Source organism: Paenibacillus sp. Lou8.1 (genome assembly GCF_024213565.1).
In the GTDB taxonomy this organism is placed as follows: domain Bacteria; phylum Bacillota; class Bacilli; order Paenibacillales; family Paenibacillaceae; genus Paenibacillus; species Paenibacillus polymyxa_B.
Genome location: NZ_JANAVN010000004.1, coordinates 58,126 through 82,644, shown reverse-complemented (window position 1 = coordinate 82,644; position 24,519 = coordinate 58,126). Strand labels below are relative to the sequence as shown.

Below are 24,519 nucleotides of genomic sequence, written 5' to 3'. Positions count from 1 at the left end.
CATCTTACACATGCCTGAAGGTCTGATCGTCAAGGCGCTTAGCGGATATTATTATGTCTCCAGCCTGGATCAGGATGGGCGTCCGGTATCTGGCGAAGCTACGGTACAATGCAGAGCACGCGGCATTTTTAAGAAAAAAGAGATTACGCCTCTTGTTGGTGATCGGGTCGTTTACGAACTGACTGAAAACGGGGAAGGTATGGTCAAGGAGATTAGAAAGCGTACGACGGAGCTAATACGTCCTCCGGTAGCCAATACCACGCTTGCCGTGCTGCTGTTTTCATTGCGTGAGCCGGATTTAAACCTGCCTTTACTGGACAAATTTTTAGTCCATATTGAGCACGCCGGGCTGGATACGATTATCTGTCTGACTAAGCGCGATTTGTATGAAGGCAGCCCTTCAGAGGATGACACCGTGCTGGCCGTTCAGGAAATATACCAGAAGATCGGTTATGAAGTGCTGGTAACCAGTGCCCGTACCGGAGAAGGGACGGCTGAGCTTAAGAAGCTATTGGCTGGTCAAATCAGCGTGTTTTCCGGGCAATCAGGTGTAGGAAAGTCTTCTATGCTTAATGCTCTAGAGCCTGGGTTAACGCTGGAGACGAGCGCCATAAGCAATAAGCTGGGCCGAGGAAAACATACGACTCGTCATGTGGAACTGATTCCTCTAGACAACGGAGGATTTGTAGCAGATACACCGGGGTTTAGCCAGCTGGATTTTCTGGAGCTGGGTGTGGATGTGCTATCTCCCTGTTTTCGTGAATTCCAGCAGTATGCGGAAGGATGTAAATTTCGGGGTTGTACCCATATTCATGAGCCTGGTTGTAAAGTAAGAGAGGCCCTGGAAGAAGGACATATTTCACAGGGACGGTATGATAGCTATTTGCAGTTCTATCAGGAATTAAAAGAAAAAAAGCGGAGGTACTGAGTATATGTTAAAAATAGCACCGTCGATTTTATCCGCTGATTTTGCTCGCTTGGGCAGTGAAGTTGCGGAAGCTGAGGCAGGAGGAGCGGACTGGATTCATGTGGACGTAATGGATGGACATTTTGTATCCAATATTACGCTGGGCCCACCTATCGTTCAGGCTATTCGTCCGCACACGACTCTTCCCTTGGATGTTCATCTGATGATTGAGCATCCTGAACGATATATTGGCGATTTCGTAAAAGCAGGAGCCGATATCATCACTGTTCATGCTGAGGCCTGTGTTCATTTGCATGGTGTCCTTCACTTGATCAAGCAGCAAGGCGCTCTGGCTGGAGTGGCTCTCAATCCAGGTACTTCACCATATGCGATCAAGGAAGTGCTGCCAAATGTGGATATGATTCTGGTAATGACGGTCAATCCTGGCTTTGGAGGTCAGTCCTTCATTCCAGAGACGTTAAATAAAATCAGACAAATCCGTGCTTGGTTGAACGAATTGGGTCGTCCAGACGTACATATCGAGGTAGACGGAGGTATTGCGGAGGAGACGGCACCAGCCGTATTTGAAGCGGGGGCTGACGTGCTGGTGGCTGGTAGTGCGGTATTCGGCAGAGCAGACCGTGCAGCGGCTATTGCTGCGATTCGAGACAGTGCAGCACGTTTGTCCAAGTGAAGCTGACCGAAGCATTGTGGATGATTATAGCCAGCATGGCGACGGGGTTGACCCTTAGCTGTTTCTCGCTAGTGAAGGCTCCTTGGAATGCCGTTCTTTCACTTTTGGCTGTTCTAATTGTCCTGTTTTATTTTCGAAAAAATGAACGTCGTGGTTTACGAATAGGTTTTGTGGTGTGCAGCGTACTTTATTATATCCTGTTTATTTTCATACTCTCAGCATATCTCTATGTTCGCGGACTTGTCTGATGGTATAGCCTGGGATGGTTGTGCATAAATATGGTTACATGAGCGGGATTCTCATGTAGCCTTTTTTTGTGGGGCAACAACCCTTGATAGGTTGCATAAACTACAGAGAACGGATGCAGGAGGATGATGGGGAGGGTGAGGCATGAAGTTTTACACAATCAAGCTGCCAAAATTTCTGGGTGGATTCGTTAAAGCCATTTTGAATACATTCCAGAAAAACTGAATTCAACGTAATGTAAACACAGGATGTAGGATGAAAGCTAGAGGTACACAGGGCACGCTTCCCGGGCATAACAGATAGGTAGCTCGGTAGTAAAAGATTGGAACGCACGGGAAGGTGCCTGACATTTTGTTTTCCTGAACCAGATGGATATTACTTTTCGAATAACCAAAAAAGCACCCGTTTAAAACGAGGTGCCTTTTGTTTATAACGATATTTTTTTACGACTACACGCGAGTCACTTTACCGGCTTTCAATGCACGAGTGCTGACATAAACGCGTTTCGGTTTACCGTTAACGAGAATGCGAACTTTTTGTACGTTGACGCCCCAAGTACGGCGATTACGGTTGTTAGCGTGAGATACGTGGTTACCGCTGCCAGGCTTTTTGCCTGTTACAGAACATTTACGAGACATGATTCCACCTCCTATTCTGAAAATAACCAAATTCCATATGGAACGGGTCTCTCTTCAGGCCGACTGGGTCAGCCGGACTTTGTAAGTCACTAACCTGAACAAAACAATACTTAAATATAATATCATAGTCAAAAAAGCTCCGTCAACTGATTCAAAAACTTTATTTATTTCTCTTTCGCATTATAGTACAATATGGGATAGTTATTGCTGCGATTATTTTGTATTTAAATGGAATGTGAATTCTTATTCCAGTCATGCCGGCGGTTCAGAGGCGGGACTATAGTTATCATTCCAGCCGATGATTTATGTTGGGCAGTTGACTGGTTTTTCATTTTATATGACCTGTAGAAGAGCGACCAGACGTGAGTACAAGAGCTTATGAAAGTGTGACATTCGTATTCGTCGTCTGGCTTTAGTATAATTTAATTGAACCTGTAGTCACAGCTGGATAAGGTGTGGTGAAGGTTGATAGTAAAACAAGTGTATTAAGCTAGGAAGGGGAATTCTCTTGAGTAATCGTTCTTTGAATGGAACAGATTTTACCGCAATGGTTTTAGCCGGGGCGGAACAATTACAGCAGCATGCGGAACATGTCAATTCACTAAATGTATTCCCGGTGCCAGACGGTGATACGGGAACTAACATGAATTTGACGATGAGCGCGGGCGTAACGGAATTAAAGAGGGGGGATTCTTCCTCCATCGGTGTCATGTCCGGCATATTATCCAAAGGTTTGCTGATGGGAGCCCGCGGCAATTCAGGGGTTATCCTGTCTCAGTTGTTTCGTGGCTTCAGCCGTTACGCTGCCCCATACGAGGAATTGAATACCCTTCAGTTCGCATCGGCATTGCAGAGCGGGGTGGATGCGGCCTACAAGGCGGTGGTTAAGCCGGTGGAGGGTACAATTCTTACCGTGGCGAAGGAAGCGGCCAAGCATGCTGTATTTTTCTCGCGCCGGACGAACGACATCACGGAATTGATGGAAGAAGTGCTTGCCAAAGCGAAGGAAACGCTTGCCATGACGCAGGACATGCTCCCTGTACTGAAGCAAGTAGGAGTTGTAGATTCGGGTGGGCAAGGCCTTGTGTATATTTATGAAGGCTTTATGCAACATATTGGAAGCGGCTTGGTGACGTCTCCAACTGCAAAAAGTGATAATGTACGCCCGGTTTTTGCTCCTCACGTATCGGAGAGACCTACTGCTACTGCAGTTGTTCCTTCCCCAGATGCGCCGATTTCTGCGCAAGCGAAGCTCGAAACGGATAATATTGAATTTTTGTATGATATGGAGTTTTTTATTAATCGACAATTGGGCGAAGCGCAAGGTACCGATTTTGATGAAGAAGCCTTCCGGAAAGCGTTATCCGTAGATGGTGATTCTATTATCGTAATTTCAGACGATGATGTTATCAAGGTTCACGTGCATTCTAAGGCTCCTGGTGAAGTGCTGAATTTGGCACTGCGTTACGGAGAAATTACACAGATTCGTATTTTAAATATGCGCGAGCAGCATCGTGATTTGTTGTCTGCGGGTATGGATGTTGCTCCTGAGCCTGAGTGGTTTGCTGAAATACCAACAGAGCCTGCACGTGAGGAAGAGCCGTCTGAGCCCCCAGCTCATGAACTGGCATCCTTTGGTTTTATAGCTGTGGCTTCCGGTGAAGGAATTGCTGATATTTTCAGAAGTTTAGGCGTCGATGTTGTCCTTTCTGGCGGCCAGACAATGAATCCGAGCACAGAGGACTTCGTTAATGCGGCGCGCTCGATTGCGGCTCAACATATTTTTATTCTTCCGAATAATTCCAATATTATTTTGGCGGCAGAACAAGCGCGTGAACTGCTAGAGATGGAACGTATGGTGTCGGTTATTCCGAGCAAAACAATTCCTCAGGGCATTGCGGCAGCATTTGCCTTCCAGGAGGAAGAGGCTTTTGAGGTAAATCAGGACAATATGCGTGACGCAGTCACCCGGGTGAAGTCTGGCCAAGTGACCTACGCGGTACGGGATACGACACTTGATGACCTGCATATTACAGCCGGGCACTACATCGGTATTCTGGATTCCAAAATTGTAGCGACCGAGGAACACTTAATGGCAACGTCCCGTCTTTTGCTAGCGAAAATGCTGGTGAATGGCGATGAAATTGTTACGATTCTCACAGGTTCAGACGCAAATCAAGAAGACACAGATCAGCTTGTTGCATGGCTTGAAGAAAATTATGCGGATGCTGAAGTGGAAGTTCATGAAGGTGGTCAGCCGATTTATCCTTATTTGTTCTCAGTGGAAACCTGATGTGCTTTAGCACGCCCATGGAAGTCCACAACAAAAAGGAGGTCTGACTGATGAGCAGTACCATCATTTTGACGGATAGCACGGCTGATATTCCACAAGAATTAGCAGACCGTCTCGGTATAGTTGTTGTACCCTTGACAGTGATGTTCGGCAGCACAGCTTACCTGGACGGCATTGAGATGTCAGCGTCGCAGTTTTACAGCGAACTAGTACGGGCTGATGAGCTGCCTACGACGTCACAGCCTTCACCAGCCCGTTTTTTGGAGACATACACGACGCTGTTAGAGCAATACCCGGAGAGCCAGGTTATCTCTATCCATTTATCCTCGGGTGTGAGCGGAACGTATCAGTCTGCTCTGCTGGGCAAATCCATGCTGGAGAAGCATGAACATAGAGTGACTGTGGTGGATTCCAAATCAGCTTCATACGGATATGGCATGCTAGTGGTTTATGCGGCAGAGCTGGCGGCTGCCGGACACTCCCCGGCTGATATTGTTCGGGCTGTGGAACGTCGTGGGGAGCGCCGTTGTTTATATTTCCTGGTGGATACCCTGGAATACTTACAAAAAGGCGGACGTATTGGCAAGGCAGCGGCAATGGTTGGTACGTTGCTTAACATTAAGCCGATTCTTTCGATTGACAAAGAAGGTATTATTTATTCGGTTGATAAGGCGAGAGGGCATAAAAAAGCGACAGCACGAATTATTGAACTACTGGAGCGGGATTTAAAAGGCCAAAAAATTAATATTGCTGTGGGTCATACGGCAGATCGCTCAGCGGCAGAAGCGTTCGTGGTTCAGCTGGCAGAGCATTTTGAGCTGGGGGATCGAATATATACTGAACTTGGCGCTGTGATTGGGACCCATGTAGGGCCAGGAACGATTGGCATTTTTGTATGGCCGGCCGGAGATGAGAGGTAATATGCTGCAATTGGATCAAATACCTTTAAAACAAATACATGGCGTGAGTGCTCTCAAAGAGGGAGAGCTTCACGCTTTTGGCATTTCTAACATACAGGACATGCTGGAATATTATCCGTTTCGGTATGAAGATTACCGACTGCGCTCGCTAAGCGAAGTGAAGGACGGAGATAAGATTACGGTACAGGCCAAAATTATGGGCATTCCGGTGCTTCAGCGTTACGGGCGCAAATCAAGGTTGACTTGTAAATTGATGGCCGAGGATTGGATGTTTACCGCGACATGGTTTAATCGGCATTTCATGAAGGAGCAGCTAACCTCTGGTCGTGAAATTGTGGTGACTGGTAAATGGGACCTCAAACGTATGCAGATGACTGTTGCAGATTCTGAGTTTCCTGATAAAGGAGTAGCCCGCTCGGGGACGCTTCAACCGGTGTACTCTATAGGCGGCAAGATTACGCAAAGCTGGATGCGAAAAACGATGAATCAGACGCTCCAGCAGTTTGGCGAAATGATCCCCGAAATATTGCCTGAGTTGCTTGTACGCAAATATAGTATGATGCCGCGCAAGCAGGCTATTGCGGGTATACACCAGCCTCAGGACAACCGCGAGGGACAAGAGGCTCGTCGGCGGATGGTGTATGAGGAGCTATTTTTATTTCAGCTGAAAATGCAGGCATTCCGGGCGCTAAATCGTGGTCGAGCGGACGGGGTGGTACATACGGTGGATAACGCCACGATTCGTGAATTTGTAAGGGCTTTGCCTTTTGAATTAACGGATGCACAGAAGAAGGTAGAGCTTGAAATACTGCACGATCTACGCTCACCTTATTGTATGAACCGTCTGCTTCAGGGAGATGTTGGGTCAGGTAAAACAGTTGTTGCTGCCATCGGTTTATTTGCCACAGTACGTTCTGGTTTTCAGGGAGCGCTGATGGTGCCAACCGAAATATTGGCCGAGCAGCATATGCGGTCGCTTCACAAGCTGTTTGAGCCCTTTGGAATCAGTGTGGGCCTACTGACTGGGAGTACAACCGGGAAGAAGCGTAGGGAGCTGCTAGCTGCTCTCCAAATGGGTCTGCTGGACATTGTAGTAGGCACCCATGCTCTCATTCAGGAAGATGTATATTTTCGCCAGCTTGGGCTTGTTGTAACGGATGAGCAGCATAGATTCGGAGTGAACCAGCGTAGTGTACTGCGTCGCAAAGGCTATAATCCCGATGTGCTGACAATGACGGCCACACCGATCCCTCGTACGCTGGCCATCACTGCGTTTGGCGATATGGATGTTTCTACGTTGTCAGAGCGGCCGAAGGGGCGTATTCCAATTTCCACCTATTGGGTGAAGCACGAACTGATGGATCGGGTACTTGGTTTTATTTCCCGCGAGGTAGATCAGGGACGGCAGGCTTATCTGATTTGCCCGTTGATTGAAGAGTCGGAGAAGCTGGACGTACAGAATGCCATCGATTTGCATATTCAAATGCAACAGGCTTTTCCACATTACCGCGTTGGGCTATTACATGGACGAATGACTCCCGCAGAAAAGGAAGAAGTTATGCGTTCTTTCTATGCGAATGAGGTTCAGTTGCTCGTTTCAACGACGGTTGTGGAGGTGGGGGTAGACGTCCCCAATGCGACGCTAATGATCATTATGGATGCGGATCGTTTTGGGCTGTCCCAGTTACATCAATTACGTGGACGTGTCGGACGGGGAGCACATGCCTCGTATTGTGTACTGATCGCTGATCCTAAGTCGGAGGTTGGTCAGGAGCGGATGAAGGTTATGACCGATACGGACGATGGTTTTGAGGTGGCTAGACGCGATCTGGATTTGAGAGGGCCAGGTGACTTTTTTGGCACCAAGCAGAGTGGACTACCCGAGTTTCGTTTAGCAGATATGGTAGCGGATTTTGAGGTGCTGGAAAAGGCGCGTGAGGATGCAACTGATCTGATCAAGGATGCGTCCTTTTGGACATCTCCGCAGTATGAAGCACTGCGCGGTTATTTGCAAAAAGAGCAGATTTTCCAAGGGGATCTCATCGACTAATCCACCATGAATCAGGAGGTTGTTCTAAACGTTTTAAACAGATAGGCACAATGGACAGGCTGACCGTCATATATTTGGGAATGACCGAATGATATGGGAGGTGTGGCAACATTGAGCTATCAGCAATATGGAATCAGTCCGCAACTGGTGGAGCGGATTAAGTTGAAAATGAAAAATCGTGCGCTCAAGGATCGGGTTAAGCAGCAGATCGAAGGTGTGACTAAAGCGGACCTGCAAAATAAAGCTAAGGTGCGTCATCTTGTAAAGACTACTTCTGCTATTTTAAACGAGCGTTTGACGGCTGCGCAGGAGGAGCAATTGACCGCCTTCGTATTGGCACAAAAAATTGATCCGTCCAATACATTCCATCTAATCAAGCTGTGGGGAATGTTCCGTTGATTGCTATTTGAAGAGGTGCTTCGAAGCGCTCTCCATGTTTTTTGTGAAGCACAGATAAAAAAAAGGATTGCCTGATATCAGGCGATCCTTTTTGGTTTGTTTTAGTTAGTTCATTCCCCGGGCAATAGCTAGTGTGAGCTTATCATGAGATTTTTTATTTGTAATGACCGCCAATTTTGATAGACCGTTCCATGGCCTGCCCGGCATCTGTTAAGGACGATGCGCGCATGATGATGGACTGACCGTACCGATCCTTTAAAGTGTCCGTCACCTTTTCCAAAGCACGGGATCGCTCCTGATCCTCAAAAAAATCCAGTTGATACAGTTGATCATCCACCAATCCGCTTAAAGTAACTCCTGCGCGCTTCACAGGCATATGATTCCAAAAAGTATAAAAGATTTTTTTAACGGTTTCATATACCTTTTGGGTATGGTTTGTAGGATCGGGTATCTTCATTTGTCGGGAGAATCCGGTTGGTGCCTCGTAGGGACTGCATATACAATGAACAGTCACAACCGAGCCCATATATCCTTTGCGGCGGGCGTCCCGACACACCTCCTCTGTTAGTTCAAGCAGGATGGTTTCCACTTCCGCAGGCTGGAGATAGTCTCGAGGAAGAGTCATCATATGACCGATGGATTTGGGAGGTGTATTAAATGTTTCCGGCTTGACCGGGCTGTGATCGATCCCGTTAGCAGTTCGCCATATTACCTCTGCCTGAATATCGGACTGCTTACCGAAATGAGACCGGAATTTGTCCTGTAGCCGAGGTAAGGAAGTACGTGCGATATCTCCAATGGTGTGTAGTCCAAGCTTCTCCAAATGCCGTTCCATTCGTGAACCGATGCCGAACATAAGACGTACTGGCTGGGGCCATAGCAACGCTGCAATATCGGATGCAGGCAACAAGAAAATGCCACTGTCATTTTTTTTAGCCCATATATCTGTTGCGGTTTTAGCCAGCATTTTGTTGGAGCCGATACCAATTCGAATCCATACTCCTGTTTGTGCCAGTACCTTTTGCTGAATTTCACTTGCAATACTCACCGGATCCCCGAACAGGGAGAGGCTTCCGCTCATATCCAGAAACTGTTCATCAATGCTGAAAACCTCAACCAAATCCGTATATTCGTTATAAATTTCTGTTATTTTTAATGAGACATCGATATAATGCTGCATACGCGGACGTACAATGATAAGGTCAGGACATTTTTTCACCGCTTCTCCCAGACGTTCTGCTGTAGATATACCGTATTTTTTGGCCAGCGGACACGCAGCTAAAATAATGCCTGAACGAAGTGCAGGGTCACCGGCCACAACGAGTGGCTTATGTTGGTATTTGGGATCATCTGCTTTTTCGATGCTAGTATAAAAACTTTGGCAGTCCGATAAGAATATGGTTCTATTTCTGCGTTCCTCCAAAAATACGACCTCCTTTCCTGATATGTGTGGATCATCCTTCCAAAATATTCTTGAATGTATACTCTTATAGTAGTATTATATACAGAACAAGTGTTCCTAATACAAATGTATTTTTTGGAACGTTACAGTTTACGGAAAACCTAACATGGCGTATCATAATATCTTGAGCAAAAACAAGTGGAAATGAATGGATATTGAGGGGAGAAAACCATTTTTATGAACCCAAAACGTCGACCATCATCTCAAAAACGCAGTAGGTGGCGTATTTTTGGCAGAGTTTTGCTGATTAATATCAAGTGGTTCTCGTTTGCGGGTGTACTTGGAGTGCTATTTGCTGGAGGTCTTATATCCGGTTATGTAGCGGCACTGGTTCATGATGAACCTGTACGCTCACGTCAGTTGATATATGAAAAGGTAAATGAGAACGCTCTGACCAGCTTTGTATTTTTTAATGATCAGGTAACTCCGGTTGGAAGAATGCGCATGGAGGAGGATCGACAGCTCGTTGATCTGAAGGATGTCCCTCAGTCTATTGTGGACGCCCTCATTTCAACGGAAGACAGCCAATTTTATGAGCATCGTGGTGTGGATTTAAAGGGAACAGCTCGTGCTGTTAAGCAGAAGCTTTTGAATGAAAACCGCCAAACAGGCGGCAGCACACTGACGCAGCAGGTAGCCCGAAGGGTTTTTCTCAGTCTGGATAAGACGGACAGCCGCAAGGTGAAGGAAATGCTGCTGGCACTGCGTATGGAGCGTTTTATGGGTAAGGATAAAATATTAACGGCTTACTTAAACAAAATGCCCTTTGGTAATGGTTCCGCTGGTTACAATTTATATGGAATTAAGTCTGCTTCGTTAGGGATTTTCAATGTAAGTGATCTACATAAGCTTCATATTGCTCAGGCGGCTTATTTGGCAGGTCTTCCCCAACTGCCATCTGTTTATTCCGCTTTTGATGGTAAAGGGAACTTTGATGAAGAAGGCTTCAATAAAGCGATGGAGCGCCAGCGTGTCGTGTTGGGAAGAATGCTGGCAACAGGTAAACTTACGCTATCCGAATATAACGAGGCGCTTCAATTTGATGTGAAAGCCACTCTTGCGCCACATCGCGAAAAAAGCTATAACACATTCCCTTATTTGATGCTGGAGACAGAGCGGGAAGCCGCCCAATTGTTAGCGCTCCAACAAAATCCCGATATCACAGCAGCCGAGATTTCCAAGCCTGAGTATGCCGAGCTTCTTCAAAATACGCGAGAAGAGTTGCAACGGTCCGGATATCGAATTTATACAACGATAAATAAGAAAATTTATAACAATATGCGGCAGATTGCAGCCAATCCACAAAACTTTTCTCCATACAGTAAGAAGAAGGGATTAGAGCAGATTGCAGCAATCATGATTGATCATAAAACAGGGGCTATACTCGGTATGATCGAGGGCAGGGATTTTAATACCGAGCAAATGAACTATGCAACTCAAATGACACGTCAGCCCGGTTCTGCCATGAAGCCTATTGCTGCTTATTTACCTGCTTTGGAAAAGGGCTACACTCAGCCAGCCGGTCTTATTGATGATTCACAAATCATATTGAAAGACGGGCGTAAAGGTTATCATATTCCTAAAAATTATAACAGACGGTACGAGGGGCTTATGACAGCCCGTGAAGCACTCAATCGGTCAATCAATATCCCTGCACTGAGGCTGTTCTTATATGAAGTTAAAATTCCAAACGCTTGGAATTTTGTGCGTTCTCTTGGAATTACGACGATTCAGCCGCAGGATGAACATGCTCAGACAGGGGTTCTAGGTGGACTAAGCAAAGGGGTATCCGTCGAGGAACTGACTGGAGCATATGGAACGATTCCCAATATGGGTGTATATAATGCACCTCATCTGATTAGCAAAATTACGGATGCCAACGGGAAGATCATATATGAATTTAAACCGCAGACGAAGCGTGTATATTCGCAGCAAACCGCATTTTTGATGACGGATATGCTTAAAACTGTTATATCAGATCCGAGGGGAACTGGTAAACGCCTGCAAAATGCTTTTAAAAGCTACGGTGCCATTGATATCGCCGGTAAAACCGGTACAACACAAAACTTTGGTGATGTGTGGTTTATGGGGTACACACCTGACGTTACATTAGGCGTCTGGGCTGGTTACCGCCAACAGGTTAATACATTATCTCAAGAAGGCCATTCCAGAGCACAGTCAGTGTGGGCACTGATCATGAATGAGGCGGTCAAGGACCAGCCTGAACTTTTTAAGAATAAGCACTTTATACGGCCGGAAGGTGTTGTAAGAGTTACGGTTTCTAGCCTTACAGGTAAGCTGCCAGGGCGTTATTCCCGTCAATCGGGTCAACTTGTGACTGACTGGTTTAATCAAAAGTATGTGCCTACTGAAGTTGGAAGAGAACGGCTTCCGCGTTCTGCTAGACCAGTGGTCCCGTCCAAACCAGATATCAAGGAAAAAGAAGTCCCAGAGGTTGAGATACCTGCAATAGATCAAGAGAAAATTCCACCAGAGGAAACGGATCCTGCTGTTCCTGAAGCAGACACAGAGATAGAAATGCCTGATGAGAATAACGATGTGCCATCAACAGATACTTCGCAACCTTCTGTTGAAAACGAACAGGGGACTCCTTCTGAATCGGAAAGCCAGAGTGAGACTCCCAAAACCCAATCTGATGAAGTTATTTATCCAGAAATAATATCTGATCAACCCAAAAACTAAACGACAGGAACGGCTTAGTTTAAAATGCCGTTCCCGACAATGTCTACAGTGACCTGCGGATGAAAACGGACATTGGGATATTCTTTATTCCAATCTACACTTTTCCATACTGCTGGATGATGAGCGATCAACTGTCTGCCTACGCCAAAGGCATCACATCCATTTTCCTGAAGTGTACGGATAATTTGTTCCGCATCCTGGGTCATGATTTCGGAAAGTTGACGGTTTAGACGCCGTACGTTAGCTTTATCTTGAAGATGATTACGTGCATATTCAACAATATCGACAGGCAATTTCAGGTTAAGCTCCACATCAATTTGTCCATCGCGCTGAACTTTCACTTTAAGGCTACGTTTGACATTCTGAATGTTAGCCTGATACGTAATAAAGTTTTGCACATCACCGACAGATCCTGGATGTATCCTTTTTACAAAGCGAGCTGTATTTTTCCACTTTCCAGTCATCAGGACATATAAAACACCTTGCTCATTACTTAGGCTTCCTGTGAATTTTTGTCCGTGAAATAAGGCAATTCCACGTGCTGCAATATCTTCTCCTTCTTTGGAAAGATAGGGAAGCACAAAATCTTGACCCGGATCAAGCATTGGGGGGAGCAATGTCTCCAGTGTCATTTCCGGGAACATACACATTTCCTCAAGGCTTCTGATTTTTTTGGTTATAAATTCGCCAATTAAGAGGTTACCTATGCCTTTTTGATCTATTATTTCTCCAGCTAATCCATCTACAATAGCTACCTTGACATGGGAAGTCGGATGGTCAGGCTCACGATACAGCACATCCAGATAGGGATATAGATCTTTTCGGGCCAAGCTTGTACCATACAGAATAACTCCGTATTTGAAAAAGCGGATATCCCCGGTTACTTTAGCCCGGATTTTGTCTGTGCTTTGCCGAACGGAATGACCGGTGCCTGAGTGAATTTCATTGGTGCTTTTACCTTGATTGCTTTGAGAATCGTCTACAACTTCTAGCGTTTGCAGCAACATGCCTTCAGGAGTGAGATCATAAGCCGATGCATTTGCCATTCGGGCATCCTTCAAATTGTCCTGATCCCAGCAGCCTGTTATAAAAATGAGTAGAGTTAGCATTCCAAGCGCTCTGCTCTTTTTTTTCATGTTTCAGGTCCCTCCTTTTTTTTGAAGAGATACGATAGGATCAGCAGCAGAAAAGGGAACACAATTAGGAAAATATAAGCAGAGTTATTAGCTATGGAACCAATAAGCTCGAAATCTTCTCTTCGTTGAGGCAAATAGGCAATACAACATGAGGCGAGCACAACAAAGGGAACCGCCTTTTTGTGGCTCTTTTGCTTGAATAGATAGCTTATTCCGTAAGACGCCGCATAATAATAACCACTTATAGCACCAAAGATCGAAATGAGCCAAATCGGTAGAAAAATAAAATCGACCCGATCCATCGTTCCCAGTGGAATGGATCTGAGCAAATAAATGACTGGCTCCGGCATTAATTCAAGCTGTTGGGGGCTGAACACGGTTGTACAGGTAAATACAGTAAAACAATACAATAGTACCACGATCGCGTTAGCTGCCAAAATTGACTTGAGCTTGCCTATACTTTTGCCCTCAACCATGGGAAAGACGACAAGAATGAACTCAAAACCAAACATCGCTAGGAGCGTTTCTTTTGAACCGACAATAATACGGGGCCATCCCGCCTCAGTCAGAGGTAGCAGATAAAGCGGGTTGGACTGCTTTATACCATAGCTAATTAACAGCATCATGGGAAAAATCAGAAATGAAATTAAAACAAGCACTCGAGCAATTGTTCTTAAATTTTCGCGAACCAGATATATGCTACTGAACAAAAACAGGGCAAGTATAGCCCAACGGGGAGTATATTGCAGCATCCAGCGATTGATGACGTCATATGCGTTCACAAGAACGGAGGTACCCATAAGCAGATAGTAAGCAATGTAAGCCACAGTCAATGCTTTTCCAATCCAGCAACCAGTAATTTGGGTTAATATTTGATAAATCGAAGAGGAGGGAAAACGTCTTAGCAGAAGCCAGCACATCAAAATAATGAGTTGAATCAAAAGGCCGCCAATAATGACAGATATCCAACCCCCTCCTTTAGCTGAAAGGTGCATCTGATAGGGAAGTGACAAAATGTCTACGCCAATCTCAAACTTGATGATGAGAAAAAAAAGTTGACCCGATGCAATGGTACTTTCTTTATTCACGTCGTTTCCAGCTCCTAGAGTCGTTCTGCTGCTTCAATTTTTGGGCTTGGGAATCATATGGTCGCTGATGAAATGTCCAAATTGGAAAGCGGATAAAAACATCTTTCATATCACCGAGCCGGAATGGTGCAAGAGGAGCAAAGTAGGGCGTACCAAAGGTCTCCAGCTTGCAAAGGTGGATAGTAAGAAAAAGTAAACCGAAAGCAATGCCAATGTATCCAAACAAGGCTGCAGCAATCATCATCGGAAAACGAAGGATACGAACCGCTGAGCTCATTTCATGAGAAGGCACTAAAAAAGAAGAAATGGCTGTTAACGAGACGACGATGATCATCGTATACGACACGAGACCAGCCCGAACGATAGCATCTCCGATGACGAGACCACCAACGATTCCAATAGTTTGGCCAACCCGACTGGGTAGACGGACCCCGGCTTCTCGTAGCACCTCAAAGATCAATTCAAGCAGCATAGCCTCCACAATCGCTGGGAATGGAACATTTTCCAGTGATTTTTTAATGGTATGCGCCAACTCTAGTGGCAAAATAGCTGGATGAAAAGCAATTGTCGCAATGTAAATAGCAGGCAGCGTAAAAGCGATCAAAAAGCTCATCATTCGAATCGTTCTTAGAAATGAACTAATAATCCAACGGCCGTGATAATCATCTGGACTTTGGTAAAATGCAAAAAAAGAGACGGGAGCTATTAGAGCAGTAGGGCTACCTTCAGCCAAAATCGCTATCCGTCCCTCCATTAGATTGGCGGTCACACGATCCGGTCGTTCCGTGCTGAGCTGTTGAGGGAAGAGGGAAAAAGGGTTGTCCTCAATAAACTCTTGAATAAAACCGGGGGGGAGCACCATATCGGAGGAGATCGCTTTAATTCTCGTTTTTACTGCTTCCACTAGCTCAGGATTAGCCAAGTCTTGAACATAGACAATAGCGATTTTAGTCCGGGTTTTAGATCCCACATAGAAGTAGCGTACAACCAGCGACGGTGTGACAATTTGTTTGCGAATCAGATTCAGATTGATGGATAACTGCTCAATGAATCCATTGTGCGGTCCCCGAATAACCCCTTCGTTTTCTGGTTCGTCCGTACTGCGAGCATACGTCTTTTCGGAAGAAAGGATAAAAAATTCTTCCGCTCCATTTATCATAAAAATGCAATATCCCTGAATAAGCGAATCAGCAGCATTTTGAAGGTCGGTGTCTTTTTGACTGCTTAAGGTGGTGAACATTTGATGAGAGACTGCATCGATTTTCTCATATAAGGCACTCAGGATATGAGTTTGAATCATCTCCTGATCTACGAGCGAATCAATATAGAGCAGCATACCGTCTTTGCCGTCAACGGAAATTGCCTGTTTTTTTAAATCATCCGTATAAAAAAGGGCTTGCTCAATAAAGGAAACATTTCTGTTTAATTCAACGGAAGCTGCGTCATGTCCAGCCAAGAGAGCCCTCCTTTTTGGATGAGATAGGCATAATGTGTGCCATATGGATTGAATTTATCCATGATCTGGTGACTTATCCATTCTTGAATCACCTTCACTTCGCGTAATGCAATAGTTTTATACTAGAATTTAGGTTGAAAATGGGAAATGGGTTGGTTATTTTGCAAGGAATGAAATTTAATCGTGCAAGAACTAGAGACTAGATTACAAGGGGGCTTAATCTTGCGTCGGATCAATTCCTAGATAGTGTCCCAGTTTCCGCCGGACCTCGCTGCGGGCAAAGGATGAAAGCATGAAAAATCGTCTTTGATAGCCGCGGCATATATACAAAACCTCTACGCCTTCATGATTTCGGATTTCGCTGTATATTTTAACCCCTAGTGTTTTCATTCGCGCCTTTGTCTCTGCTAATTGAACAGCTACACGCTGTTGTACTCCAGTCAGGCTACGAACATACAAATCAGGCATTTTTAGAGGGGAGGTATGTATAATACGAATGTCTCGTTCCAGCACATCCAGCACAAGAGTTAGAAGTACACAGATCTTGACTAGCCCTGCGTCTTCTTCAGAAGGCAAAGGAGCTTTATTCTTGTGGTTCAGTGTCTTTTGGCTTGGCATAAAAATCTCCTTTACTCCGAGTAAGAATACAATATATAATCTTTATATAGAACGTATGTTCTGTTTATACCTCATCATAGGGATTTTTCCAAGGCAAAAGCAATCCTCAATTATTGGAAAAGTGGTAGAGAGCGATACCCATGTGCCATTGTGTAAAGAATTCTTGAGTTTATCGCCAATGACAGTCAAACAGAGTTTATGTTAAGCTAAAGGATAAAAACTTACATAAAAGAGGAGATCGTTCTGACTGCGGTCAGCCTCTACTATTTAACTTAAGAAAGTGGAGAAAGAAGGTATACATATTGTCACGTTCGTTATATGCAGCTTTATTATTGTTGAGCCTCATTTGGGGCGGTTCGTTTATGTTTATCAAGGTGTTGTTGCTACATCAAGTAGGACCGTGGACTATTGTATTTCTTAGATCCAGCTTTGGGCTTATTTTTATCGTCTTATTAATGCTACTTATGCGCAGGCCATTTAAAATTAAAAGCATTCCGTGGAAATCGGTTACTCTGGTAGCTTTGGTCAACATGGTTTTGCCATGGACATTGATCGGTTTTAGCGAGACCAAAATAGCTAGCAGCATGGCTTCTGTATTGAATGCCACCACGCCAATATGGACCATGTTGGTGGGGCTTGTTTTTTTCGGGGCTATTTTTCATCGGATGCAGTGGTTAGGAATGGGGCTCGCTTTTGTAGGAATTATTATTTTATTGGGTATTAATCCTGCATCTATTATTTCTGTTGATCCTGTAGGTTTTGGGTGTATGCTGCTTGCGACTCTCTGCTATGGATTTGGAACACAGCTCTCCAAACGTTTTCTCTCCAATCTTTCCATGTATCAGGCTACCTTTGCGACACTGTTTGGTGCGGCGGTAGGGGGGGGTATTATGATGGCAATTGTGGAGAGACCTGATTTGTCGATTGTTTCTGATCCAGGTGTATTGGGTTCCCTTATAGGGCTGGGAGTTTTGGGATCAGGAGTAGCATATATTTTGTTCAATTACATGATTTTGCGGGGGAGCGCGGAATTTGCTTCTTCGGTGACGTATTTTGTGCCAGTAAGTGCCATCGTATGGGGCTTTTTGCTCCTGAATGAACATATCGGCTGGAATGTTCTTACAGGACTTGTCCTTATACTTGGAGGGGTGTTTATGGCCAACCAGCGTAGAACCGCCAAATTAAGTGGATAATAATCTAAACAGAAATAAAATACGCTTTGGGCTATATTAAATGTACATTCGCCAAACCTTCGGTATAATACGTTAATTCGCACATACAATAAAGCATGCTCACACATAAAATAAAATATGGTGCAGCAAAAAAGCAAGCTGTTTAGCAGGTGACAAGGTGTGGTATAATAAATTATAGAATTATATGCACCACAGAAATGTCGGAGTTTTATTCCACAAAAGAAAGGATCAGGATACCATGTGTCCCCGAAGGATACTTCCCCAAAGGACGATTTGGAAACGATTTGATCTGTCTTATACTTAGCTTTTCCGCGGAGTAACGTCAAGTTGCGAAAGCCAACTCTGCGGAAGAGGGGATTGTACATGCGAAGGACCAAGTCCTCCAGGCACATCTTATCCGGTAGCTTCCGTAAGAGTGGGTTCATCCACATCAAACTTACGAGAAACCGAGGGAGCCTGTATGAGGAAAACTTACGAATCTATCGTGAACAATGGAGCATTGAGACAGATTGCTGTCATGTTGCTCGGAACATGCATTTTAGCTTTTACGTACTATCACATTAATGCTCAAAATCATTTGTCAGAAGGCGGATTTGCAGGCTTGGCCCTGCTGGGACATTACGCGTTTGGCATATCTCCAGCATGGAGTATGTTGCTGCTTGATATTCCCGTCATATTGCTGGCATGGGTACTGAAGGGCAGAAGATTTATGCTGCTTGCGTTAATCGGAGCCGTCGCTTTTTCACTGTTTTATGCAGGATTTGAGAAGTATTCGACTCTGGTTATAGATCTACATGGAAATCTGCTGATAGCTGCTCTACTTTGTGGGGTGCTTACAGGTTTGGGAGCCGGAATCGTATTGCGTTTCGGTGGAGCAACCGGGGGCGATGATATCTTATCTCTGCTGATCAGTGAGTGGCGCGGGTGGAAAATCGGCAACGTGTTTATTGTCAGTGACATCATCGTATTAGGATTATCACTGTTGTATCTGCCTATGAAGGAAACAATGTTTACAATACTGGCTGTGTGGCTTGCCGGAAAAATAATTACATGGACGACCACGTTCCAACTGCACCGACCTGTGAAAAAGGTACTGCCAGCGGCTATTCCCGCTAAAAAGGTAGTTGCCAAAACAGTGCCGGTCGTCCACAGCCTTCGTCAATAAGGAAAGGGTGTTACGTCAGGAGAGAAATCTTCTTTCGTAACACCCTTTCGCTGTATTCAGCTTCTATCAGGAAGGCTTTAAAGTAGAATGGATGCGTCCATCCCGGTCATGAATAATTGCAGAAATCTGTTGGCGTTCTACAAAACTTTGAGCCTCATCAATCGCCTCGTTTTTGTGTTTAAAGGTTGAAATGGGCTGGTTGTATCCCTCTTCTTTGATTGCCCAGCGATCCTCGTACGGCACCACATGAATGGGTTCCTTCTCATCGGAAGAAGCGGAAGGATGGTCGTGTACATTTTCGCTTGAATGCTGTTTTTCATGTTTTTTAGGTTTCTCATCTTGCTCGGCAGGATGATTATCGTTCCATTCCTCGGCTTGGGAAGTGGCAATCGCAATCGAGCGTCCTTCTTCATAGCCGTCACGGAGTAGAGCGTTAGCAATATCAACGGCTTTTTCTCGCACCCGAGGTTCCAGGTTTTTCATGGATGGAGGGTAATCATGTTTGTTCCAAGGCATAGTTGCACACTCCTTATAGCAGATGATGTATTATGTATTACCCGTTGTCGGCTTAAACAAACGGAAATCAAAGAAATGAATATATTGTAAAATGTATCTTGAAAAAAAGCGTATAATGGTGTGCAGAATACGAGGAAAAGGAGTGAAGCATTTGCTTGCCTGGGGTTTTGTTTTTTTGCTGACTATCATCATTCATACTACAGATAGCTTGTCCTATGCTCTCCGGCTTGGTGGTTTGCGAGCGCGTCGGATTGGATTGGCGTTAACCGTTGCGGGAATGCTGCTGTTGGTTTCACGCACCTCTAACATGGCGCAGGGGCCTTTACTCGGAGGGATGGTCGATCAGGCTAAAGCTACAGCACAAGTGGGCGGAACGGATATTAGACTGGAACTATATATGCATGGGGTACTGCTGGCAGCAACCGTTGGAACCATGCTTGCTATTTTATTGTATCCAACAGTGGTACGCATGTCAGCCAGATGGATTGTGCATTTGGAGCATACCGGATCTATTCCGGCTTTGGTGCGTCATTTAATGCTGCGAAGTCGCTGGAAGCATGCAGGCTACTACATAAAGCGCCCTACCTGGTCCATGCTAACCTCACTGATTGGCGGAGCGATACCCAAGCGTCTAATTATTCTGAATATAGCTGTTACTGCCATTTATACAACTGGAGTAGTATCTGCTTTATATGCATCATTCCTGTGGCCTGCTCAAGGTACAGCCATGTCAATGTCGTCAGGTCTAATCAATGGCGTCGCAACGGTATTACTGACCTTGTTAATTGATCCAAGATTGGCGGTTCTGTCGGAGAAAACGCTACGAGGGGAGCTACCCTTAACTCGGATGAACAGCATGTACGGCTGGATGATCATCTCGCGTTTGACAGGTACTTTATTAGCTCAGCTATTGCTAGTACCGCTAGCCATTTGGCTTGGATGGGTAATGAGTTAAATTGCTAGCCTACGTAATGATGTGCAGCCATTCCCAAAAAGGCTGGCCCGTGATCATCTATTAAAGATAGATCGCGGGCCAGCCCCAGTGATTCTATGGCTACTTACTTTTCAAATAATGACTTATATGCTCCGTATCCTTCACGCTCCAAATCTTCTTGAGGCACAAAGCGGAGCGCGGCAGAATTGATGCAATAACGCAAACCATCTGGACCTGGACCATCATCGAATACATGCCCTAAATGAGAGTCAGCTTCACGACTTCGCACCTCGGTACGGATCATAAAATGGCTGAGATCGGTTTTTTCTTTGACATTGTAGCTGCGCAGCGGACGGGTAAAGCTGGGCCAACCGCAACCTGCATCATATTTGTCCAATGAACTGAACAAGGGCTCTCCTGATACGATATCCACGTAAATGCCCTCACCCTCATGATCCCAAAACTCATTTTGAAAAGGGCGCTCGGTCGCGTTTTTTTGTGTTACTTCGTATTGAATAGGCGTCAGCCGATCTTTAAGATCGGATTTATCAATCTTGCCGGACCAATTTTGCTCGATAAAATCTTCACGTCCCGAACCTTTGCGGTAGCGTTTGTAATGAGCGGGGTTCTTCTTATGATAGTCCTGATGATATTCTTCTGCTTCATAAAAAGTGGCCGCAGGCAGAATCGGTGTAGCAATCGGCTTGTCGAAGCGGCCACTTTGAGTCAAAGCTTCTTTAGAAGCTTCTGCCTTGATTCGCTGTTCTTCATTATGATAGAAAATAGCCGTTTGGTAGGATGAACCTCTATCGTGAAACTGTCCACCTTCATCCGTCGGATCAATCTGCTGCCAGAAGAGCTCCAACAGTTTTTCATACGGGAATACTTGTGGGTCAAATGTAATCTGTACGGCTTCCACATGTCCCGTTGTTTCAGAACACACCTCTTCATAGGTAGGATTTTCGGTATGTCCCCCTGTGTATCCAGATCTAACCTTCAAAATACCGGGTAATTCCTCAAAAGGGGAAACCATGCACCAGAAGCAGCCACCTGCAAAAGTTGCTTTTTCTACCGTGTGTGGATTGTTGGTGCTCATATTTGTCACTCCAATCTGAGAATGTTTAATTAGTTGTTATTTAAATAGCTTACAATTAAATTATATACGAGATTTTTGCAAAATCCAACGAAAGGTCAGAAAGCAATCCGTAGTGTAAATGGCTATGTCCTAAAAATCGCAATGAAACTTCCTACAGAGACGGTGGCAAACTCATCGCATTATGTTCTGTTGGCGCGTTGAAGCCTTTTTCGGTAGAGTATAAAGGCGCCGCCCACCAGTGCAGTATATAGCACCAAAATGAGCAAACCGGTGATTGGGTGTTCTGCAAAGGTGCCACCAGCATAAGCATACACCGCAATTGCGGGAAGCTTACCAATAGCTGTACCTAGGATAAAGCTCCAGAACGGAAACCCTGCTACTCCAGCGTATACATTTACCGCTGCTTGGGGGATGACTGGAATCAGACGAGCCAGCAGAATAGCAGCAAAAGGCTCCCTCTCCATGACTCGATTGAAGCGCTCCAATGCGGGAACCCGCTTCAAATAGGCACGTCCTTTGTCACGGAACAGGGTACGTACTGCAGTGAAAACGACCAACGCAGCCAATGTAGTGCCAAGCCAGCAAATCAGAGCACCTTGCCAGGGGCCTGCGGCATAAGCAATGGAGGCGATAATCAGCTTGTAAGGCACAAACGGAATTAGCGCGAATAAAAATGCGAGCAGTAGCAGAACTGGGAAGGAGGTCTGCTTGTCCGCCCAGGCGAGCCAATCATATCTGTAGATAAACGCGATGCAAAGCAGCGAAACATAAGCCGTGACGAGTAGCCATTTTTTCATTTACATACCTCTTTCAATATCCCTGTTCGGCTTATCGCTTATACAGAAAAAAATAGGGTTCACATTCCCAATAATGTGTGCTATACTGCCACTAACAGAATAGTTCCCAAAGGGGAGTAGCTCAACGAGTAAAGTCGTCATTACGGGATTTTTAATCCCCGGCTTTATTGGCAACGTAATGTTGTAAGCGAGACCTTTGCCAGGATTTTAGGAATCCGGGTAAATGGTCTTTTTTTGATGCCGAATTTGGGTCAAGCGCCGTTTCCGGATTCCGTGAAATGGCGCTTTTTTAGTATAAAGCGCTGAACTATGTACAGTATAACAAATAAATAAAAAAAGGTGGGAGAAACGTATGGATTTTTTGTCAATTGAGTTTTTAACCGCATTAGTATCCATCATTATCATTGATCTGGTGCTAGCTGGTGACAATGCGATCGTAATCGGTTTGGCGGCTCGCAATGTTGATAAGGCCAATCAAAAGAAGGTCATTATTTGGGGGACGGTCGGAGCGGTCATCATTCGTGTGATTGCTACAGTGCTGGTCACGTATTTATTGCAAATTTACGGATTGCGTTTGATTGGGGGACTCGCACTTATCTATATTGCCTATAAGTTGCTGGTCGAAGAGAAAAAACATGAAATTTCAGCTACGAATCAAATGTGGGCAGCGATCCGCACGATTATTATCGCGGATACGATGATGGGCCTCGACAATGTACTTGCTGTTGCGGGAGCAGCTCATGGAAACATGTTGCTCGTTATATTGGGTCTGGCAATCTCCGTTCCAATCATGGTGTGGGGAAGTACGATTATCTTGAAGCTGACTGAACGTTACCCAGTAGTTATTACGATCGGGGCTGCTGTACTGGCTTATACTGCCGCCAAAATGGTGGTGGCGGAACCGCTGATTGCACACTGGTTTATGAACGGGGTCGTTAAATACGGATTTGAGGTTCTGGTTGTGGTTCTGGTTGTAGCCATTGGGATGCGTGTTAAAAAAATTAAAAGTGAAAAAACAAGAAAGCAAGCGCAGCACGCCTAAACTAACTTACATTAAGTAAACTTAGCTGAAGTTGAACGTTCCTGCCATAGAGGCTGTTCCGTTAGGTCCAACTGGACCCGGAGCAGTCTCTTTTCTTTGCTTCTCAGCAGACTTCCATGTAAACTAGACAACAGATGAATGAGAGATTAGAGGTGGGAACGAAATGGACAAGCAAACGAAGACAAGAGTAGCTATTGCAGGACTGGGTGGTATTGCTCGAAAAGTATACTTACCGTTACTGGCAGCACACCAAGGTGTAGATATTGTAGGTGTCATGAACCGTTCACAGGAGCCGGTGAGTTCCATTATGGAGCAATATAGGTTGCCAAGAGGAACGACAGATGTGAAGGAGCTGCTAGCATGGGAACCGGAAGCTGTATTTATACATGCCGCGACCGAAGCTCATTTTGATCTGGTTATGGCGTGTATTGAAAAAGGGATTGCCGTGTATGTCGATAAACCGTTGTCCTATGATGTTCGTCAGAATCTGGAAATGACCGCTTTTGCGGAAGCGCAGGCCGTGCTGCTGGCGGTGGGCTTTAATCGACGTTTTGCCCCGCATTATGTAGCTGCTAAAGCATGGTTAGAGGAAGCAGGTGGATTCAGTCAATGTGCGGCCATTAAACACCGTACTGGATATGATCGAAGACCGGCGGCACAGACGGTTTATGATGATTTAATTCACATGCTTGATTTGCTTTTATGGCTGGGTGGCGATGATTATGAGCTGCTGCATAGTAGTCTGAATACGACGAGTGAAGGATATATGGATGCTGCGTTCGGGACCGTACGTTTGGGGAATGCTACCGGAAGCTACAGTATGAGTAGACAGGCAGGAGCTGACATAGAGAAGCTGGAGCTTCACGGGGCAGGACGGTCTGTTGAAGTAACAAATATGGAACAGGCTGTTTTTATGCAAAAAAATCATTCACCACTAACGCAAGCTTTTGGAAGCTGGGATACGATTTTGGAAAGACGGGGATTCACCGGAGTCGTAAATCATTTTCTGGAGCATATTCATCGTCCAGAGGAGTGTGCTGTACGGGCTGGAAAAGTATTGGATAGCCATATGCTGGCTGACGAGCTGATCAGCCGTTTGAGTAATTAATATGGAACATCCGAACGTGATCTTAACAGTCCAGACAGACATCAAGAATTAGGTTGAA

The 24,519-nt window shown here is 45.2% G+C and carries 22 protein-coding genes; 13 read left to right on the top strand and 9 right to left on the bottom strand.

What is annotated here, in order from left to right; genetic code table 11:
• The first annotated feature begins 10 nt into the window (after positions 1 to 10).
• From rsgA to spoVM, 3 genes are all read left to right on the top strand, one after another.
• Positions 11 to 928: a ribosome small subunit-dependent GTPase A gene (gene rsgA, locus NLX78_RS06960; RefSeq protein WP_254349981.1), complete on the top strand. Its 918-nt coding sequence runs from the start codon at positions 11 to 13 to the stop codon at positions 926 to 928.
• Between the two features lie 4 nt (positions 929 to 932).
• Positions 933 to 1,601, top strand: a complete 669-nt coding sequence (gene rpe / locus NLX78_RS06955; protein ID WP_061829029.1) for a ribulose-phosphate 3-epimerase — start codon at positions 933 to 935, stop codon at positions 1,599 to 1,601.
• 390 nt (positions 1,602 to 1,991) lie between these two features.
• Positions 1,992 to 2,072, top strand: a complete 81-nt coding sequence (spoVM, locus tag NLX78_RS06950; RefSeq protein ID WP_010345573.1) for a stage V sporulation protein SpoVM — start codon at positions 1,992 to 1,994, stop codon at positions 2,070 to 2,072.
• A gap of 224 nt (positions 2,073 to 2,296) precedes the next feature.
• Here the strand turns inward: spoVM and rpmB are convergent, their stop codons facing one another.
• Complete coding sequence (gene rpmB / locus NLX78_RS06945; RefSeq protein WP_013310881.1) at positions 2,297 to 2,485, bottom strand: 50S ribosomal protein L28; 189 nt, start codon at positions 2,483 to 2,485, stop codon at positions 2,297 to 2,299.
• A gap of 508 nt (positions 2,486 to 2,993) precedes the next feature.
• Between rpmB and NLX78_RS06940 the strand changes: the two genes are divergently transcribed.
• The 4 genes from NLX78_RS06940 to NLX78_RS06925 all read left to right on the top strand — a co-directional run bounded on the left by NLX78_RS06940 (position 2,994) and on the right by NLX78_RS06925 (position 8,147).
• Entirely contained in the window at positions 2,994 to 4,778 is a 1,785-nt protein-coding gene (locus NLX78_RS06940) for a DAK2 domain-containing protein (RefSeq protein WP_250261041.1), read from the top strand.
• A gap of 50 nt (positions 4,779 to 4,828) precedes the next feature.
• Complete coding sequence (locus NLX78_RS06935; RefSeq protein WP_254349980.1) at positions 4,829 to 5,698, top strand: DegV family protein; 870 nt, start codon at positions 4,829 to 4,831, stop codon at positions 5,696 to 5,698.
• Position 5,699: 1 nt separating this feature from the next.
• Positions 5,700 to 7,748 carry an ATP-dependent DNA helicase RecG gene (gene recG, locus NLX78_RS06930; protein ID WP_254350114.1) on the top strand — a complete coding sequence of 683 codons (2,049 nt, stop codon included), beginning with the start codon at positions 5,700 to 5,702 and terminating at the stop codon, positions 7,746 to 7,748.
• Between the two features lie 111 nt (positions 7,749 to 7,859).
• Entirely contained in the window at positions 7,860 to 8,147 is a 288-nt protein-coding gene (locus tag NLX78_RS06925) for a stage VI sporulation protein F (protein ID WP_061829033.1), read from the top strand.
• Between the two features lie 154 nt (positions 8,148 to 8,301).
• Here the strand turns inward: NLX78_RS06925 and NLX78_RS06920 are convergent, their stop codons facing one another.
• Positions 8,302 to 9,570, bottom strand: a complete 1,269-nt coding sequence (locus tag NLX78_RS06920; RefSeq protein ID WP_235309511.1) for a DNA polymerase IV — start codon at positions 9,568 to 9,570, stop codon at positions 8,302 to 8,304.
• 216 nt (positions 9,571 to 9,786) lie between these two features.
• Here NLX78_RS06920 and NLX78_RS06915 point away from each other — a divergent pair, with 216 nt between their 5' ends.
• Complete coding sequence (locus NLX78_RS06915) at positions 9,787 to 12,312, top strand: transglycosylase domain-containing protein (RefSeq protein WP_254349979.1); 2,526 nt, start codon at positions 9,787 to 9,789, stop codon at positions 12,310 to 12,312.
• Between the two features lie 14 nt (positions 12,313 to 12,326).
• On the opposite strand, the gene NLX78_RS06910 is transcribed toward NLX78_RS06915, so the two are convergent.
• The 4 genes from NLX78_RS06910 to NLX78_RS06895 all read right to left on the bottom strand — a co-directional run bounded on the left by NLX78_RS06910 (position 12,327) and on the right by NLX78_RS06895 (position 16,610).
• Entirely contained in the window at positions 12,327 to 13,448 is a 1,122-nt protein-coding gene (locus NLX78_RS06910) for a Ger(x)C family spore germination protein (RefSeq protein ID WP_250268751.1), read from the bottom strand.
• Positions 13,445 to 14,536: a GerAB/ArcD/ProY family transporter gene (locus tag NLX78_RS06905; RefSeq protein WP_250268750.1), complete on the bottom strand. Its 1,092-nt coding sequence runs from the start codon at positions 14,534 to 14,536 to the stop codon at positions 13,445 to 13,447. Before NLX78_RS06905 ends, NLX78_RS06910 begins: the two co-directional genes overlap by 4 nt.
• Positions 14,529 to 15,992 (bottom strand): spore germination protein, encoded by a 1,464-nt coding sequence (locus NLX78_RS06900; RefSeq protein ID WP_061829038.1) that lies wholly within the window; start codon positions 15,990 to 15,992, stop codon positions 14,529 to 14,531. Before NLX78_RS06900 ends, NLX78_RS06905 begins: the two co-directional genes overlap by 8 nt.
• A 216-nt stretch (positions 15,993 to 16,208) precedes the next feature.
• On the bottom strand, positions 16,209 to 16,610 hold the full coding sequence (locus NLX78_RS06895) for a YhjD family protein (RefSeq protein ID WP_069289864.1): 402 nt from the start codon (positions 16,608 to 16,610) through the stop codon (positions 16,209 to 16,211).
• Between the two features lie 302 nt (positions 16,611 to 16,912).
• On the opposite strand from NLX78_RS06895, the gene NLX78_RS06890 reads away from it, so the two are divergent.
• Positions 16,913 to 17,803: a DMT family transporter gene (locus tag NLX78_RS06890; RefSeq protein WP_061829040.1), complete on the top strand. Its 891-nt coding sequence runs from the start codon at positions 16,913 to 16,915 to the stop codon at positions 17,801 to 17,803.
• 460 nt (positions 17,804 to 18,263) lie between these two features.
• Positions 18,264 to 18,968 carry a YitT family protein gene (locus NLX78_RS06885; RefSeq protein ID WP_013310869.1) on the top strand — a complete coding sequence of 235 codons (705 nt, stop codon included), beginning with the start codon at positions 18,264 to 18,266 and terminating at the stop codon, positions 18,966 to 18,968.
• 66 nt (positions 18,969 to 19,034) lie between these two features.
• Here NLX78_RS06885 and NLX78_RS06880 read toward each other — a convergent pair whose 3' ends face one another.
• Positions 19,035 to 19,484, bottom strand: a complete 450-nt coding sequence (locus tag NLX78_RS06880; protein ID WP_069289863.1) for a DUF2188 domain-containing protein — start codon at positions 19,482 to 19,484, stop codon at positions 19,035 to 19,037.
• Positions 19,485 to 19,635: 151 nt separating this feature from the next.
• Between NLX78_RS06880 and NLX78_RS06875 the strand changes: the two genes are divergently transcribed.
• Positions 19,636 to 20,439, top strand: a complete 804-nt coding sequence (locus NLX78_RS06875; RefSeq protein ID WP_302057306.1) for a lipid II flippase Amj family protein — start codon at positions 19,636 to 19,638, stop codon at positions 20,437 to 20,439.
• A 103-nt stretch (positions 20,440 to 20,542) separates the two neighbouring features.
• Here the strand turns inward: NLX78_RS06875 and msrA are convergent, their stop codons facing one another.
• Positions 20,543 to 21,514, bottom strand: coding sequence for a peptide-methionine (S)-S-oxide reductase MsrA (msrA, locus tag NLX78_RS06870; protein WP_235309519.1), 972 nt, complete (start codon positions 21,512 to 21,514; stop codon positions 20,543 to 20,545).
• A gap of 179 nt (positions 21,515 to 21,693) precedes the next feature.
• Positions 21,694 to 22,311, bottom strand: coding sequence for a TVP38/TMEM64 family protein (locus NLX78_RS06865; RefSeq protein ID WP_254349977.1), 618 nt, complete (start codon positions 22,309 to 22,311; stop codon positions 21,694 to 21,696).
• A gap of 352 nt (positions 22,312 to 22,663) precedes the next feature.
• Here NLX78_RS06865 and NLX78_RS06860 point away from each other — a divergent pair, with 352 nt between their 5' ends.
• Positions 22,664 to 23,353, top strand: a complete 690-nt coding sequence (locus tag NLX78_RS06860) for a TerC family protein (RefSeq protein WP_025722249.1) — start codon at positions 22,664 to 22,666, stop codon at positions 23,351 to 23,353.
• A gap of 163 nt (positions 23,354 to 23,516) precedes the next feature.
• Positions 23,517 to 24,461, top strand: coding sequence for a Gfo/Idh/MocA family protein (locus NLX78_RS06855; RefSeq protein WP_254349976.1), 945 nt, complete (start codon positions 23,517 to 23,519; stop codon positions 24,459 to 24,461).
• The last annotated feature ends 58 nt before the right edge of the window (positions 24,462 to 24,519 follow it).